Here is a 14,230-nt window from a genome sequence, read left to right on the forward strand (position 1 = left end):
CGACGCCGCGGAAGCGGCGAAGCCGCTCGCGGCGTCGCACGGGACCCGGCGAGCAGGGGTGGGCCCCCGACGAGCTTTGCTCGGCGGGGCGGGGGTGCAGCCCCCGTTCGACGTTCAGTGCAGCTTGTCGGCCTCGCTCTTCAGCTCGTTCCAGGCGGCGTCGAACTCCTTCTTCAGCGTCGGCTGGCGGTCGGCGCCCGCGTCGACGATCTCGTCGATGCGGTGATCGAGCTCGTCTCGGAGCGCCGCGAGGCGCGCGGCCCGGGGTTGCGACGAGGCGGACGGCGTTTGCTGCGGCTCTGCTGGGTTCGCCATGGGAGCTCCTCTTCGTTTCCTGGTCACTGCTCAATTGCGCCGTGCGGGCAGGCGACGCTCGAACAAGGTGGGCGTCGCGGGGGGAAGGATGGGATCGCCTGCACGGGCATGCCGCCGTCCGGGCGAGCGCCCGGTGGGTCCCGCGCGGTGCGTGGCGGCGCCGGCCTCGACAGGAAATGGAGTGGGCCTCGCCGCCGAGGCTCGTCGAGGAGGGACAGCGCATGGCCGAGGAGAGGATCGTGCTCGTCACGGGCGCCACCGGCAGGCAGGGCGGCGCCACGCTCCGTCACCTCGCGGAGCGCGGCGGCTTCGCGCTCCGGGCGATGACGCGCAAGCCGGAGGGGGACGCTGCGAAGGCGGTCGCGGCGCTCGGGGCGGAGGTGGTCCGGGGCGACCTCGACGACGCCGCGTCGCTCTCGCGCGCGCTCACAGGCGCGTGGGGCGTGTTCGCGGTGCAGAACACCTGGGAGGCGGGCGTCGAGCGGGAGGAGCAGCAGGGGAAGCGCCTCGCGGAGCTGGCGCGGCGCCAGGGCGTGCAGCACTTCGTCTACAGCTCGGTGGGCTCGGCGCACCTCGCGACCCGGATCCCGCACTTCGACAGCAAGGCGCGGGTGGAGGAGTCCGTGCGGTCGCTCAGGTTCCCGTCGCACGTGATCCTGCGGCCGGTCTTCTTCATGGATAACCTCGTCTCGCCCGGGTTCCTGCAGGGAGACGCGCTCGTGAGCGCGCTCAGCCCGGCGACGAAGCTGCAGATGATCGCCTCCGACGACATCGGGCGGTTCGCGGCGCAGGCGTTCGCCGAGGCGGAGAAGTGGAGCGGCTCCGAGACGGACCTCGCGGGCGACGCCGTGACCCTGCCGGAGGCGGCGGAGGCGGTGAGCGGGTTCGTCGGGCGGAAGGTCGCCTACCGGCAGATCCCGATGGAGGCCGTGCGGGCGAACAGCGAGGACTTCGCGCTCATGCTGGAGTGGTTCGAGCGGGTCGGCTACTCGGCCGACATCCCGGCCCTCGAGGCGCGCTGGGGCATCCGGCCCCTGACGCTGCGGGAGTGGGCAAGCCGGCAGCGCCGCCGCTGAGGCGAGAGGCCGCTCCCCGGAGCGTGGGGCCATCGCGCCCGGGCAACGGGGCGGGTTTTCGATTAGGCTCTCGCGCCTTCCACTCCACCTTCACCCCCGAGCGCCATGGCCCAGTACGTGATGTCGATGCTCCGCGTGAGCAAGGTCGTCCCGCCCAAGCGGCAGATCATCAAGGACATCTCCCTCTCCTTCTTCCACGGCGCCAAGATCGGCCTCCTCGGCCTCAACGGCGCCGGCAAGTCCACCGTGCTGCGGATCATGGCCGGCGTGGACGAGGAGTTCGACGGCGAGCTGCAGCGCCAGAACGGCATCAAGATCGGCTACCTGCCCCAGGAGCCGAGGCTCGACGGCGACCGGAGCGTGCGCGAGGAGGTCGAGTCCGCCCAGGGCGAGGTGGCGGAGGCGCAGAAGAGGCTCGAGGCGGTCTACGCCGCCTACAGCGAGCCCGACGCCGACATGGAGAAGCTCGCCGAGGAGCAGGCGCGGCTCGAGGCGATCATCGAGAGCGCGGGCGCCGACACCGGCAACGCGCTCGAGATCGCCGCCGACGCGCTGCGCCTGCCGCCCTGGGACGCGACCATCAAGCACCTCTCCGGCGGCGAGAAGCGGCGCGTGGCGCTCTGCAAGCTCCTGCTCTCGAAGCCGGACATGCTGCTCCTCGACGAGCCGACGAACCACCTCGACGCGGAGTCGGTCGAGTGGCTCGAGCAGTTCCTCACCCGCTTCCCGGGGACGGTCGTGGCGGTCACGCACGACCGCTACTTCCTCGACAACGCCGCCGAGTGGATCCTCGAGCTCGACCGCGGCCGCGGCATCCCGTGGAAGGGCAACTACTCCTCCTGGCTCGACCAGAAGGAGCAGCGGCTCGAGGTCGAGGCCAAGCAGGAGAGCGCGCGCATCAAGGCGATGAAGCTCGAGCTCGAGTGGGTGCGGCAGAACCCGAAGGCGCGGCAGGCGAAGAGCAAGGCGCGCCTCGCCCGCTTCGAGGAGCTCTCCAGCGTCGAGTACCAGAAGCGCAACGAGACGCAGGAGATCTTCATCCCGGTGGCCGAGCGGCTCGGCGACAAGGTCATCGAGTTCAAGGGCGTCACGAAGGGCTTCGGCGACCGGCTGCTCATGGACGACCTGTCGTTCATCGTCCCGCCGGGCGCGATCGTCGGGATCATCGGACCGAACGGCGCGGGCAAGTCCACGCTGTTCAAGATGATCACCGGCGCCGAGAAGCCCGACGCGGGCGAGGTCGCCCTCGGCCAGTCCGTGAAGCTCGCGTTCGTCGACCAGAGCCGCGAGAACCTCGCAAGCGACAAGACCGTCTTCGACGAGCTCTCCGGCGGGCGCGACGTCATCCAGGTCGGCCGCTTCGAGATGCCGAGCCGCGCCTACATCGGGCGCTTCAACTTCAAGGGCGCCGACCAGCAGAAGATCGTCGGCGCGCTCTCCGGCGGGGAGCGCGGCCGGCTCCACCTCGCGAAGACGCTCATGACCGGCGGCAACGTGCTGCTCCTCGACGAGCCGTCGAACGACCTCGACGTCGAGACCCTGCGCGCGCTCGAGGACGCCCTGCTCGAGTACGCGGGCAGCGTCATGGTCATCTCCCACGACCGCTGGTTCCTGGACCGGATCGCGACGCACATCCTCGCCGCCGAGGGCGAGTCGAGGTGGACGTTCTTCACCGGCAACTACCAGGAGTACGAGGCCGACAAGCGGCGGCGGCTCGGCGAGGAGGGGGCGAAGCCGCGGCGCATCCGGTACAAGCCGATCAGCCGGTAGGCGCGCGGCGCGGCGCGCCTCACCGCGCGGGCGGCCGCGCAGCGCCGGGCCGGCGGCCGGGGCGAGCCGCTACTGCTTCTGCGCCCGGAAGTTGATCGTCCCGGTGGTGTGCGTGAAGTCCACGACGATGGTCCAGTCGCCCGCGGCGCCGGCCACGGTCGACACCGAGCCGGTCGCGCCGTCGAGCGCGCCCTGGTAGACCTGCGCGCCGGCGGCGTCACGCAGCGTGAGCGTCACGCTGCCGGCGCTGATGGCGCTCGAGCGGTCGACGGAGGCAATCGTGCCGGTGTTGTGCCACGTGTACGAGAGCGTCCCGTCGCCGTTCGCCACGCCCGTGAGCTGGAAGCCGAAGCTGTCGGCGACGTTCGTGATCTGCGGCTGGTACTGAGGCTGGACCGGCGCCGAGCCGGAGTCCGACCCGCCGCAGGCCGCGAGCGAGACCGCGAGGATCGTGGCGAGGGCGACGGACGGCAGGCGCAGGCGCATGAGTGACCTCCAGTGGAGGTCCCACGCTAGCGGCTCGATTGACGGGCATCAAGGGAGCGGAGGTGCGCGGAGAGCGCACCTCGCCGGCGCCACCCGCGCCCCGTGACGTCGCGTCCCGCGGGGCGCCCCGCGCGGCCGCTCAGCTCCGCGCCGGACCGACCGGCTGCGACGCGGAGTCCCCTCCGAAGACGTCGTGCACGTAGTCGTGCGACGAGAGCGCGGCCGGAGCGAGCGCGCCCGTGCGGACGCCCTCGACGATCTCCGGGCGCTCGAGGTCGAAGATCGCGTCCAGGATCTGCCCGCGCTCCCGCGCGTTCGCCTGCCCGACCACGAACAGCACGCGCGCGCTGTGCTGGACGTAGCGGGGCGAGAGGAGCTGGCGCTTCAGGAGCTCCATGATCACGTCGGCCTTGGAGCGGTCGAAGCGCGGCGGGTCGCCCCGACGGTCCTGCTCCGCGAAGAACTCCCGCGTCCACTCGAAGTGGTAGTCCCAGACCTTCTGGAACAGGTCGCGGGTGAAGCGCGTCCCGGCCTTGATCGGCTCCGCGTTCGCGCCGATGACGACGCCGTCCTCGGTGAGGGTCTGCCGCTGCAGGTGGCCGTCCTTCGTGATCGGCGCCTGGTGCTGGACCAGCGTCCACAGCCACGACACGTAGATCCGGTACGTGGCGAGGTCGTTCATGAACCGCTGCCGGAGCTCGTAGTCGTCGATGGCCGCGGCGAAGTTGCCGTTCAGGATCTGGAAGCCGTAGTTCGCGGCCATGTAGAACGAGTGCTGCACGTGCTCGATCGTCACGTCGCCCCTGGGCGGCGCGTAGATCGCCTCCCAGCGCTCGGCCGAGAAGATCTTCTCCGGCGCGTCGAGCTGCTCCTTGCGGACGATCGACGGCGTGATCCTGCCCTGCGCGTCGAGGAGCCCGCGCGACTGGAAGAGCTGCCGCTCGGCCGCGTCGAGGCCGCTCGCCACCGTCGGCACCGCCTTCCCCTTCACGTCGATGGTCTCGAGCTTCGCCTCGACGAGCGCCTGGAGGCCGGACAGCTCGGCGCGGAGCGGGCCGTTGCCCGCGGCGACGTACTCCGCCTCCGGGCTCGCCACCCAGCTCTGCCGGAAGGCGTCGTGGAGCGTGCCCTTCACCTTGCCGGCGAGGATGTCGGCGAGCGTCGGCTGCGCGTCCGCCGCGAGCGGCGCCTCAGGCATGAACATGAGGCCCAGGATGCGCTCGCGGAGCTTGTCGATCGTGATGGCGCGCAGCGCCACCGGGTTGTAGCGGGAGCGCCCGTACGGATCGCCGCCCTGGTAGATCATGACGGCGGCCATCCCGCCGATGGGCGCCGCGTTCGTGAGCGCGCCGCCCTTCATCCCGGCCATGAGCATCATGAGCGCGGCGTAGCGCTGGTAGGCGATCATGATCGGCGTCGCCATCCCGATGCTCTGCGGGTCCGGGAAGATCCCGGCGGGATCGTCCTTCCAGAGCTCGATCATGCTGCCGAGGTAGTCCCAGCGGCCGACGTTCATGCCGAGCAGCCGGCGGCGCAGCACCCACGCGATGCCGGGGAGGTAGCGGCCCGCGTTCCCTTCCTCGTACAGCATCTTCACCTTGAGGGTGCCCGCGGGGACGCCGATGAGCCCCTCCAGGCGCGAGAGCAGCCGCTCGACGATGAGCGCCTCGCGCGGCGTCTGGAGCTTCGGGATGTAGTAGTAGACGCCGCTGCCGGCGCGGGTGAGGGCGTCGTAGTTGTTCACGGCCCACAGCGTCGTGATGACCACGAGCCCGGGCGCCGGCTCGCCGTCCACGAGGACGTGGTCGTAGCGCAGGTGCAGGCTCGGCGGCCGGGCGAGCCGCGTCGGCCACTGCGCCGGCGGCTTCGTGATCTGGTACGCGCGCTTCTTGCCCTTCTTCACCACCTCGTACGGGCGGCCGGTCCAGCGGCCCTCGTGGATCTCCTTCGCGTTCGCCATCGCGGCGAAGATGCCCACCGGCTGGTTCGTGGGGGTGCCGTCGGGCTGGAAGTGCGGCGGCGACGCGTCCTCGAAGTCCGGCATGTTCATCGGCGCCGGCGAGTTGAGCGCGTTGAACGCCATGTCGAGCGGGTGCCACGGCCCGGTGAGCTCGAGCCCCGGGTTCTTCGTCGGGTGGACGTGGTCGGGGATGGGCACCTCGTCGTTGAGGCGCCAGCGCCGCTCGCTCTCGCGGCCGAGGAAGTTGTCCACGAGGCCCTGGACGATCTCGCGGTACGTCCAGGCCTTGCCGCTCACCGGATCCTCGAACGTCTCGTCCCAGCGCGGCCACGCGTACTTCGTGCGGGCCGGCGCCGGGTCCTGCAGGAGGGTCCGGCGCGCGGTGAGCGCGGCGGCGATCGCGGGGCGCAGCTCGCGGGTCAGCGTCGCGATCGTCTGCTCGACGTCGATCTCGCGGCCGTTCACGCGCTGGGTCCCGAAGAGCTGCGGGAACTGCTGGAGGATGTCCGGACGGATCATGGGCTCTGGTCCTCTCTCCGCAGGCGCGCCTGCGCGATCAGGTGTAGTGGCACACACGCGCGCCATGGGCATGGACCAGGAAGGTTGGGTCCCTCGCGCCAGGCCGCGGCGGAGTCCGGCGAGACCCTTCCGGGCTCACCGGCCGGAGGCGCCGGGGCTCCCAACGAGCTGGACTCCGCCCGCCCGCCGCCCCATTGCGCGCTGCGCGCGGCGATGGCCTCGTTACCTTCTGCCACCGTCGGGCGTGATCGCCCCCCATGACCACCATGGCTGCGAAGGCCCCAGCTCTCGAACCGAAGAACCGCGCGCTCGGACAGGCGCTCGACGGGCACCGGCGTGCGGTGTGGGGCATCTGCTACCGCATGACCGGGGTCGCGGCGGACGCGGACGACCTCGTCCAGGAGACGTTCACGCGCGCGCTCACGGCGCGCCCCGATCGGTCGGGCGAGCCGCTGCGGCCCTGGCTCGCGCGGGTCGCCGTCCGGCTCGCGATCGATCACCTGCGCCGCCGCCGCGTCCGCGGGTACACGGGCCAGTGGCTGCCCGCCCCGGTCCCGACGGACACGCCGGACCTGGAGCCGACGCCGGACGCGCGCTACGACGCCGCGGAGTCGGCCTCCTACGCGTTCCTCGTCGCGCTCGAGCGGCTGACGCCGCTGCAGCGCGCGGTGCTCCTCCTCCGCGACGTGCTCGGCCACTCGGTGCGCGAGGCGGCGGCGGTGCTCTCCACCACGGAGGGGGCGGTGAAGGTCGCGCACCTCCGCGCGCGGCGCGCGATGGAGGGCTACGACGCGGCGCGCCTGCCCGCGTCTCCGGCGCTGGAGGCGCGCACGCGGGCGGCGCTGGAGGCGTTCGTCGGGGCGATCCTTGCGGGCGACGTGGCCCGCGCCGAGGCGCTCCTCGCCTCGGACGCGCGCGCGGTCTCGGACGGTGGCGGCGAGTACCTGGCGGCGCCGCGGGTGCTCGAGGGCGCGCGCAACGTCGCGCGGTTCTTCGTCGGGGTCACGCCGCGAGGCGGCGGCGAGCGGAGAGCGACCTGGGTCCGGCTCAACGGCCTCCCCGCGCTCGTCGTGGACCTGCCGGCGGGCGGGCCGCGGGTCGCGCCCCGCATCGTGCTGCGCGTCGATCTCGACGCCGAGGGCCGCATCGCGCGCATCCACGCCATCGCCGCGCCGCGCAAGCTCACGGCGCTGCCTCCAGCTCCGCCGGCGCAGCCGGCTGCTCGCTGAGCGCGCCGATCGTCGCCGCCCAGCCCTCGCGCACGCTCGGATACCGGGGCGCCCACCCCGCGGCCTCGCGCAGCTTCCAGTTGGAGATCCTGAGCGAGCGCGCCAGGAGCTCGCCGAGCGAGCCGGAGACGAGCTTCACCCAGGGCGGAAGCAGGCGCGGCGGCGGGACGCCCAGGGCGGCCGCGAGCAGGTCGAAGTACTCGCGGCGGCGGACGGGCTCGTCGTCGGCGACGTCGTAGACGCCGAGGGGGACCCTCAGCGCCGCCACGACCGCCGACGCCGCGTCGTCGTGGGAGATCGACGAGATGAAGGCGTCGCCGGCGCCCGGCAGGGCGGCGAAGCCCCGCCGCGCCGCGGCCAGGAGCGGCCGCAGGTGGGAGGCGTCCGGGCCGTAGAACGCGGCGAAGCGGAGCACCACGCCCGCTCCCCCATGGCTCGCGAAGCGGGCCGCGGCGCGCTCGGCGTCCAGGACCGAGCGGTTGTAGCGGACCGGCCGGATGCGGGAGCGTTCGGCCACCCACGCGTCCCCGGCGTCCTCGTAGACGAGCGCGAAGGACTCCTGGACGAAGCGAGACGCCCCGCCGGCGAGCGCCGCCTCGCAGAGGTTCGCGGAGGCCTCGCGGCGGAGGCGGTCGTTCTCGCGCCACGCGAAGGGCAGGAGCATCCGCCCCGGCGACGGGATGTGCGTCGCGAGGTTCACGACGATCTCGTGGCCCGCGACGGCGCGCCGGACGGCGGCTGGGTCGAGCAGATCGAGCGCGATGGCGTTGGCCCCGGCGCGGACGAGCCGCTCGCGCGCCTCCGGCGCGCGCGCCACCGCGGTGACCTCGTGGCCGGCCGCGAGCAGCGCGGGGACCACCCGCCGGCCGATGACTCCCGTGGAACCCGTGATGAAGATCCTCATCCTGCCTCCTTGCGCCACCTCACGAGCGAGGAGGCGCGAAGGTTACGCGGGGCCCCGGCCGAGCCCCCGATCCGACCGGCCTCGAGGCCGTGCGGGAAGAGAGCCCGGGTCGCGGGACCGACGCGTCCGCGTGCTCGACCTCCGGCGAGCGCGCCGCGAGGGCCGCGGGCGCGTACACGGAGGAAGGTGACGCGGGCGGGGCCGCGCGAGAGCCGCGGGCGGCCGTAACCTCCGGGGCCGCTCGCGCGTGGACACGGAATGGCGAGCACGATCGAGGCGGAGCGGCCGGCCGGAGCCGGCGAGCGGCACGGGCAGCGGTCCGCTGCCGCCGCGCGTCCGGCTCGCGCCGGCGCCGTGGCGGCCCCGTTCCTGGGCTCGAAGCTCGCGTCGCTCCTCGGGCTCCTGCCGGTGGGCGTCTGGACCGTGAACCACCTGTGGGACAACCTCGCCGCGCTGCGCGGGGGGGCGGCGTGGGAGCGCGCGGTCACCGAGCACTCGAGCCCGGCAACGCAGGCGGTGACGCTCGCGGTCGTGCTCGTGCCGCTCCTGCTCCACTCGGGCTGGGGCCTCGCGCGCCTCCCGCGGACGCGCGTGCCGCGCCACATGGGCCGGTTCGCGAGCCTGCGGCACGGCCTGCACCGCCTCTCCGCCCTGGGCCTCCTCCTGTTCCTGGGAGCTCACCTGTGGCTCGCGCTCATCCGGCCGCGCCTCCTCCAGGGCGGACCCGAGCCGTTCGAGCATCTGGCTCACCAGATGCGGTTCCACCTGCCGACACTCGTCGTGTACGTGCTCGGGGTGCTCGGGACGGCGTACCACCTCGCGAACGGCCTGCAGGCGGTCGGGGTCGGGTGGGGACTCCGCTTCGGGCGCGGGACGATGTCGCGCCTGAGCCTCACGTCGGGGGCGGCCTTCGTCGTGCTCCTCGCGATGGGGTGGACCGCAGTCTGGGCCCTGTGGCGGGCGGGGGGAGGGTGACGCTCCCGCCGTGCCCGCCTCACCGGCCTCGCCGCGAGCCCCTCGCACGCCGGCGCCGCGGGGCCGGCGCCGCGGGCCTCGCGCCTCGCCCGCGGGGGCGCGCGGGCCGGGAGAGCTCGAGCTCGATGCCGAAGATCTCCGCCAGCCGATCGTCCGCGACGAGCGCGGCGCCGGGCGGCGCCTCGGACGCGACCGTCCCGGCGGCGCCGGCTTCCTCGACGAGCTCGGCCATCTCCACGCCGCGCAGCGTGAAGAGCAGCTCCGGGGCCTGGTCGAGGCGCGCGCCGACGCCGTAGAGCACGGCCGCGAGGTGCTTGCAGAGCCGGGCCTCGTCGGGACACGAGCAGCGCAGGTCGAGCTCTGCGCTCGTCGGGAACAGCCCGCGCTCGCGGTCGCACAGCACCTCCATCACGGCGGAGGAGAGCCGCCCGGAGAGGAGCTCCACGACCGTGGCGATGCGGCCCGCGCAGGCCCGCCTCACGGCGCGCCAGCGCGCCGGCGACAGCGGGCGGATCCGCACCTCGGCCTCGTAGAGCTCGGTGCCGCTCACGAACGCGCTGACGAGCCCGCGCGAGATCGCGAGGTGCACGACCGAGCCGTTCCGCGCGTAGGCGCGGCCGCGCGGCAGGCGCGTCGCGAGATCGGCGAGAGACTCGAGCTGGTCGCACCAGGCCCTGCCCCAGAACGTGGTGGCGAGGTCGCGCCCCTCGATGGCGACGGGCTGCGGCACGATGCCCTTGCGCACGAGGCGCTTGCGCGCGAGCTCGGCGCGCAGCCGGCGCTCGGCCGCCGTCACGTACTCGGGGAACCGATCGCCGTCCTCGAACGCCACCGTGCGATCTTAAGCGGCGACCGGCGCGCGAGGCGAGTCCGCCGGGGCGGGGGGCGCAGCCCGGGGCGGCTCCCCTCACGATCAGAACTCCGCGCTGCGCAGATCGAGCGACACGAGGCGGAGGAGCTCCCGGTCGTCGAGCTCCGTCAGGCGGATCTCGTCCGTCCCCTCGAGGAGCTCCTGCGAGAGCCTCCGCTTGTCCTCGAGCATCGCGTCGATGCGCTCCTCGATCGTGCCCCGGCAGACGAGCTTGTGCACGAGCACGGCCTTCCTCTGGCCGATGCGGAACGCGCGGTCGGTCGCCTGGGTCTCGACGGCGGGGTTCCACCACCTGTCGAAGTGGACGACGTGCGAGGCCGCCGTGAGGTTCAGGCCCGTGCCGCCGGCCTTGAGCGAGAGGACGAAGAACGAGACGGTCTCGTCCTCCTGGAACCGCCGCACGAGCGCCGCGCGGTCCTTCACGGGCGTCTGCCCGTGCAGCACGAGCCCGGGGCGCCCGAAGGCGCTCGCGAGGAAGCGCGCGAGCGGAGCGGTCATCTCGCGGAACTGCGTGAAGACGAGCGCCTTCTCCTGGCGAGAAGCGACGGTCTCCGCGATCTCGGCGAGCCGCGCGAACTTCCCGCTCGCTCCGGGGGCGTACTCGCCGTCCCCGAGCCACTGCGAGGGGTGATTGCAGATCTGCTTCAGCCTGAGGAGGTACGCGAGGACGACGCCGCGCCGGCGCGCCCTGTCGCCGGAGGACACGGCCGCGAGCTCGCGCGCGAGCGCCTCGACCGACTCGGCGTAGAGCGCGGCCTGCGCCCGCGAGAGGGCGCAGAAGGCCTTCACCTCCGTCTTGGCGGGCAGGTCGGCGATGACCGCGCGGTCCGTCTTGAGGCGGCGCAGGAGGTACGGGCGGACGAGGGCCCTGACCGCGGCGTACGGCGAGGGCTGCGCGGCGCCGTCCAGGGCCGGCGCCGGAGGCGGGGGCGGGGGCGCGGCGGCGGCCGACGCGGTGCGCTTCAGGAACGTCGCGAACTCCTTCGCCGAGCCGAGGAGCCCCGGGTTCACGAAGTCGAAGATGGACCACAGGTCGCCCGGGCGGTTCTCGACGGGCGTGCCGGTCAGGGCGAAGCGGACGCGCGCGCGGATCGCCTTCACGGCGCGCGACTGCCGCGCCGCCGGGTTCTTCACCGCCTGCGCCTCGTCGAGCACCGCGAGGCCGAAGTCGGCCTGCGTCGCCCACGGCAGACGGGCGACCGCGCCGTACGTCACGACCACGAGGTCGTGCGCGGCGAGGGCGTCGGCGTCGAGGGCGGCGAGCGTCTCGCGCGGCGTGGCGGAGGGATGCGCGACGAGCACCCGGAGCGACGGGGCGAACCGCTCGGCCTCCGCCTTCCAGTTCGCGAGCAGCGACGCGGGCACGACGAGGAGGTGGGGCCCTTCGAGGAGGCGGCGCCGCTTCAGGAGCAGGAGCAGCGCCAGGATCTGGACGGTCTTGCCGAGCCCCATGTCGTCGGCGAGGCAACCGCCGAGGCCGAGCCGCGCGAGCGTCCAGAGCCAGCGGACGCCCTCGCGCTGGTAGGGGCGGAGCGTGGCGTGGAGCGCGGCGCCGGGGTCGGCCTCCTCGGTGCCGCGGGCGCCCCGGAGCGACGCGAGCGTCTCCTCGAGCCACGTGCCCGCGCGGACCCCCGTCCACTGCCGGTTCGGGTCGAGGAGGACCACCTCCGCGCCGAGCTCGGCGCCGGCCACGAGGCGCATCGCCTCCACGAAGGAGACGCCCTCGGCCGCGGTCCGCTGCGCGTCCTGGAAGCGCTGGAGGACCAGGTCGAGCTGCTCGCGATCGATCTCGACCCAGCGCCCCTTGAACAGGACGAGCCCGCTGCCGGCGGCCCGCAGCGCGCGCAGCTCCGCCTCCGTGAGCTCGGCCTCTCCGAGCGTCAGGCGGACGTCGAAGTCGAGGAGGGCGTCGAGCCCCAGCGCGGCGGGCTTCGTCTCGCCGACGCGCATCGTCACGCGAGGCCGCGGCGCGTGCCGTCCGCTCCACCACGCAGGGACGCGCACGAGGACGCCGCTCTCCTCCAGGGCGGGCACCTCGCGCAGGAAGAGGTGCGCCTCGGCGGGGGTCCAGGCGAGGGGCTGGAAGAGCGCGCCGGAGTCGGCGAGGGCCTTCACGAGCGGGCTCCGCTCGGACGCGCGGTGGACGGGCTGGAGCAGCGCGAGGAGACGGCGCCGGTCGGCGGCGGAGGACGCCTCGCGGACGGCGTCGCCGAGGCGGCGGTGACGGGGCCTGCCGCTCGGGGCGAGGCCGGTCGTGTACGTCGCGAGGAACGCGAAGGGACGCTCGGGGTCCTGGCGGTTCTCGGCGAGGTGCAGGTGCACGCGGCCGACGACGCTCCAGGCCGGGTCACGCTCCGCGAGCCAGGCCTGCACCGTCCCCGCCGCGCGGGCGATCTCCTCGCGCCAGGCGGCGAGCGTGTCCGCCCAGAGCGAGCGCAGCACGGCGGGGGAGAGGTACTCGCCCCCCAGCAGCGGGGGCGCGGACGCGGCGAGCTGCTCGAGCTCGCCCGGGCTCGGCTCCGGATCGGCGTCCTCCCGCCGCTCCTCGAGGTCCGGGACGGCGCAGAGCGCGGCGACGAACGCGCGCGCGAAGTCGCGCCAGAACGCGAGCGCCGGCGGCAGCGCGGTGCGCGCCTCGCGGGCGCCGAGGTGGAGGAGGCCGGGGCCGTGGCCCCGCTCGAGCGCGGCCCGGATGCGGCGGGCGACGGCCTCGCCCAGGGCGTCCACCGGCTCGCCCGGGCGCAGGACGAGATGACCTGACGGGGTCAGCGCGATGGTGAAGGGCTCCACGGCCGCGGAAGATAGCGCGCTCGGGGGCCGCTCGCGCCTTCGCCGCGCACGCGAGCGCTGCTCGCTCCCGAGCGCGGAGGTACGATGCAGCGCATGCGGATCCCGGACGCCGTGCGCCGCCTCCTCGCCGTCGCGCTCCTCACCGCGGCTGCCTGCGGAGGCGGAAACGACCCGGCTCCGGGCGGCGACGCCACGCCGCCGCCGCTGGGCGCGCCGATCTCGCGCACCGAGGGCGCTGCGATCGCGGGGGCCGCGGGGTGGACCTGGATCCCGTTCGAGGACGCGTTCTGCACCGACGCGGTGCTGCAGCCGTCGGGGGAGTACCAGTTCGGGACGAGCACGACCGGACTCGCGCTGAGCTGGGGCTCGCCGGCGAGCACCGACCTCGTCGTGTTCCTCCAGGGCGGCGGCGCGTGCTGGGACTTCTTCACCTGCGGGGGTGCGCCGGAGCTCGTGCCCAAGACCGCGAGCAGCGGTCCGTTCGGGCCGGACGAGTTCGCGCGCGACATCTACGCGAAGTACCCGCGCTCGTGGGTGAGACGGGAGAACCTCCCGGCCGCCCTGCGCGACGCGACGATCGTGTTCGTGCCGTACTGCACGGGCGACGTTCACAGCGGCGACGCGGTCGCGACGTACGCCTCACCCATCCAAGGCCGGCCCTCGGTCACGTGGCACCACGTCGGGCACGCGAACGTGCTCGCGTTCCTGAAGCGGCTCGGGGCCACGTTCCCGAGCCCCGCGAAGCTCGTCGTGTCCGGCTCCTCGGCGGGCGGCTTCGGCTCGCTGTCGAGCTACTCCGCCGCTCGACGCTACTGGCCGCACGCCAAGGGTTATCTCGTGGACGACTCCGGCCCGCCCCTCGCCGGCGACGCGATCCCCGCGAGCACGCGCGACACCTGGTACGCGCGCTGGGGCATGGGCGCGTCGCTCGACGGCTTCTGCCCGGGGTGCCGGACGGACCTGTCGCAGGGCCTGCGCGAGCTCGCCGAGCGCTACCCGGGGGACCGCATCGCGCTCCTCTCGCACCTCCAGGACCTCACCATCCGGGGCTTCTTCGGGACGTTCACGCTCCTGCCGAGCCCGGCGTTCACGCCGATGCCCGCGGACCGCTTCGAGGCGGAGCTCCGCCTGCTCGGCACGAGCGTCATGGATCCGGCGACCTCGAACGCGAAGTACTTCTTCACCACGGGAGACGCGCACCCCACGCTCGAGGATCCGACCGTCGTCACGACGCCGGCCCCGGGGCTCGAGGCCTGGCTCGAGCTCATGCTCGCGGACTCGGCGGCCTGGGAGAGCGAGACGGACTAGGGCTCAAAGGGGGGCGCGACGCCGTGC

General features: G+C 73.9%; 11 protein-coding genes. 5 read left to right on the plus strand and 6 right to left on the minus strand.

Going from position 1 to position 14,230, the window contains the following annotated elements:
• Positions 1-114 precede the first annotated feature (114 nt).
• Positions 115-315 (minus strand): hypothetical protein, encoded by a 201-nt coding sequence (locus tag MNZ29_RS00005; protein ID WP_242333179.1) that lies wholly within the window; start codon positions 313-315, stop codon positions 115-117.
• Positions 316-536: 221 nt separating this feature from the next.
• Between MNZ29_RS00005 and MNZ29_RS00010 the strand changes: the two genes are divergently transcribed.
• The gene (locus MNZ29_RS00010; protein WP_242352038.1) at positions 537-1,391 is read left to right on the plus strand and encodes an NmrA/HSCARG family protein; all 855 of its coding nucleotides are present in this window, start codon (positions 537-539) and stop codon (positions 1,389-1,391) included.
• Between the two features lie 105 nt (positions 1,392-1,496).
• A complete protein-coding gene (gene ettA / locus MNZ29_RS00015) occupies positions 1,497-3,161 on the plus strand; it encodes an energy-dependent translational throttle protein EttA (RefSeq protein ID WP_242333184.1) in 1,665 nt (554 codons plus the stop codon).
• A gap of 69 nt (positions 3,162-3,230) precedes the next feature.
• Here ettA and MNZ29_RS00020 read toward each other — a convergent pair whose 3' ends face one another.
• Together MNZ29_RS00020 and MNZ29_RS00025 are read right to left on the minus strand one after the other, a co-directional pair.
• Positions 3,231-3,647 carry a hypothetical protein gene (locus MNZ29_RS00020; RefSeq protein WP_242352039.1) on the minus strand — a complete coding sequence of 139 codons (417 nt, stop codon included), beginning with the start codon at positions 3,645-3,647 and terminating at the stop codon, positions 3,231-3,233.
• Positions 3,648-3,786: 139 nt separating this feature from the next.
• Complete coding sequence (locus MNZ29_RS00025; RefSeq protein ID WP_242352040.1) at positions 3,787-6,126, minus strand: malate synthase; 2,340 nt, start codon at positions 6,124-6,126, stop codon at positions 3,787-3,789.
• A gap of 266 nt (positions 6,127-6,392) precedes the next feature.
• On the opposite strand from MNZ29_RS00025, the gene MNZ29_RS00030 reads away from it, so the two are divergent.
• On the plus strand, positions 6,393-7,355 hold the full coding sequence (locus MNZ29_RS00030; RefSeq protein ID WP_242352041.1) for a sigma-70 family RNA polymerase sigma factor: 963 nt from the start codon (positions 6,393-6,395) through the stop codon (positions 7,353-7,355).
• On the opposite strand, the gene MNZ29_RS00035 is transcribed toward MNZ29_RS00030, so the two are convergent.
• Positions 7,309-8,259: an NAD(P)-dependent oxidoreductase gene (locus MNZ29_RS00035; RefSeq protein WP_242352042.1), complete on the minus strand. Its 951-nt coding sequence runs from the start codon at positions 8,257-8,259 to the stop codon at positions 7,309-7,311. The genes MNZ29_RS00030 and MNZ29_RS00035 overlap by 47 nt on opposite strands.
• Before the next feature lie 258 nt (positions 8,260-8,517).
• Between MNZ29_RS00035 and MNZ29_RS00040 the strand changes: the two genes are divergently transcribed.
• A complete protein-coding gene (locus MNZ29_RS00040; RefSeq protein WP_242352043.1) occupies positions 8,518-9,234 on the plus strand; it encodes a succinate dehydrogenase in 717 nt (238 codons plus the stop codon).
• A gap of 19 nt (positions 9,235-9,253) precedes the next feature.
• On the opposite strand, the gene MNZ29_RS24750 is transcribed toward MNZ29_RS00040, so the two are convergent.
• Both MNZ29_RS24750 and MNZ29_RS00050 read right to left on the minus strand, forming a co-directional pair.
• A complete protein-coding gene (locus tag MNZ29_RS24750) occupies positions 9,254-10,066 on the minus strand; it encodes an SWIM zinc finger family protein (protein WP_242352044.1) in 813 nt (270 codons plus the stop codon).
• Positions 10,067-10,147: 81 nt separating this feature from the next.
• Positions 10,148-12,895: a DEAD/DEAH box helicase gene (locus tag MNZ29_RS00050; protein ID WP_242352045.1), complete on the minus strand. Its 2,748-nt coding sequence runs from the start codon at positions 12,893-12,895 to the stop codon at positions 10,148-10,150.
• Positions 12,896-12,988: 93 nt separating this feature from the next.
• Between MNZ29_RS00050 and MNZ29_RS00055 the strand changes: the two genes are divergently transcribed.
• A complete protein-coding gene (locus MNZ29_RS00055) occupies positions 12,989-14,203 on the plus strand; it encodes a pectin acetylesterase-family hydrolase (RefSeq protein ID WP_242352046.1) in 1,215 nt (404 codons plus the stop codon).
• Positions 14,204-14,230 lie beyond the last annotated feature (27 nt).

Origin of the sequence: Anaeromyxobacter sp. SG64 (genome assembly GCF_022690745.1) — a bacterium.
Lineage (GTDB): Bacteria > Myxococcota > Myxococcia > Myxococcales > Anaeromyxobacteraceae > Anaeromyxobacter > Anaeromyxobacter soli.

Excerpts from the sequence above, each read along its gene's own strand:
- MNZ29_RS00025 (WP_242352040.1), bottom strand. The coding sequence starts at position 6,126 with ATGATCCGTCCGGACATCCTCCAGCAGTTCCCGCAGCTCTTCGGGACC.
- MNZ29_RS00040 (WP_242352043.1), top strand. The coding sequence starts at position 8,518 with ATGGCGAGCACGATCGAGGCGGAGCGGCCGGCCGGAGCCGGCGAGCGG.
- ettA (WP_242333184.1), top strand. The coding sequence starts at position 1,497 with ATGGCCCAGTACGTGATGTCGATGCTCCGCGTGAGCAAGGTCGTCCCG.
- MNZ29_RS00055 (WP_242352046.1), top strand. The coding sequence starts at position 12,989 with ATGCGGATCCCGGACGCCGTGCGCCGCCTCCTCGCCGTCGCGCTCCTC.
- MNZ29_RS00030 (WP_242352041.1), top strand. The coding sequence starts at position 6,393 with ATGGCTGCGAAGGCCCCAGCTCTCGAACCGAAGAACCGCGCGCTCGGA.
- MNZ29_RS00005 (WP_242333179.1), bottom strand. The coding sequence starts at position 315 with ATGGCGAACCCAGCAGAGCCGCAGCAAACGCCGTCCGCCTCGTCGCAA.
- MNZ29_RS00020 (WP_242352039.1), bottom strand. The coding sequence starts at position 3,647 with ATGCGCCTGCGCCTGCCGTCCGTCGCCCTCGCCACGATCCTCGCGGTC.
- MNZ29_RS00035 (WP_242352042.1), bottom strand. The coding sequence starts at position 8,259 with ATGAGGATCTTCATCACGGGTTCCACGGGAGTCATCGGCCGGCGGGTG.
- MNZ29_RS00010 (WP_242352038.1), top strand. The coding sequence starts at position 537 with ATGGCCGAGGAGAGGATCGTGCTCGTCACGGGCGCCACCGGCAGGCAG.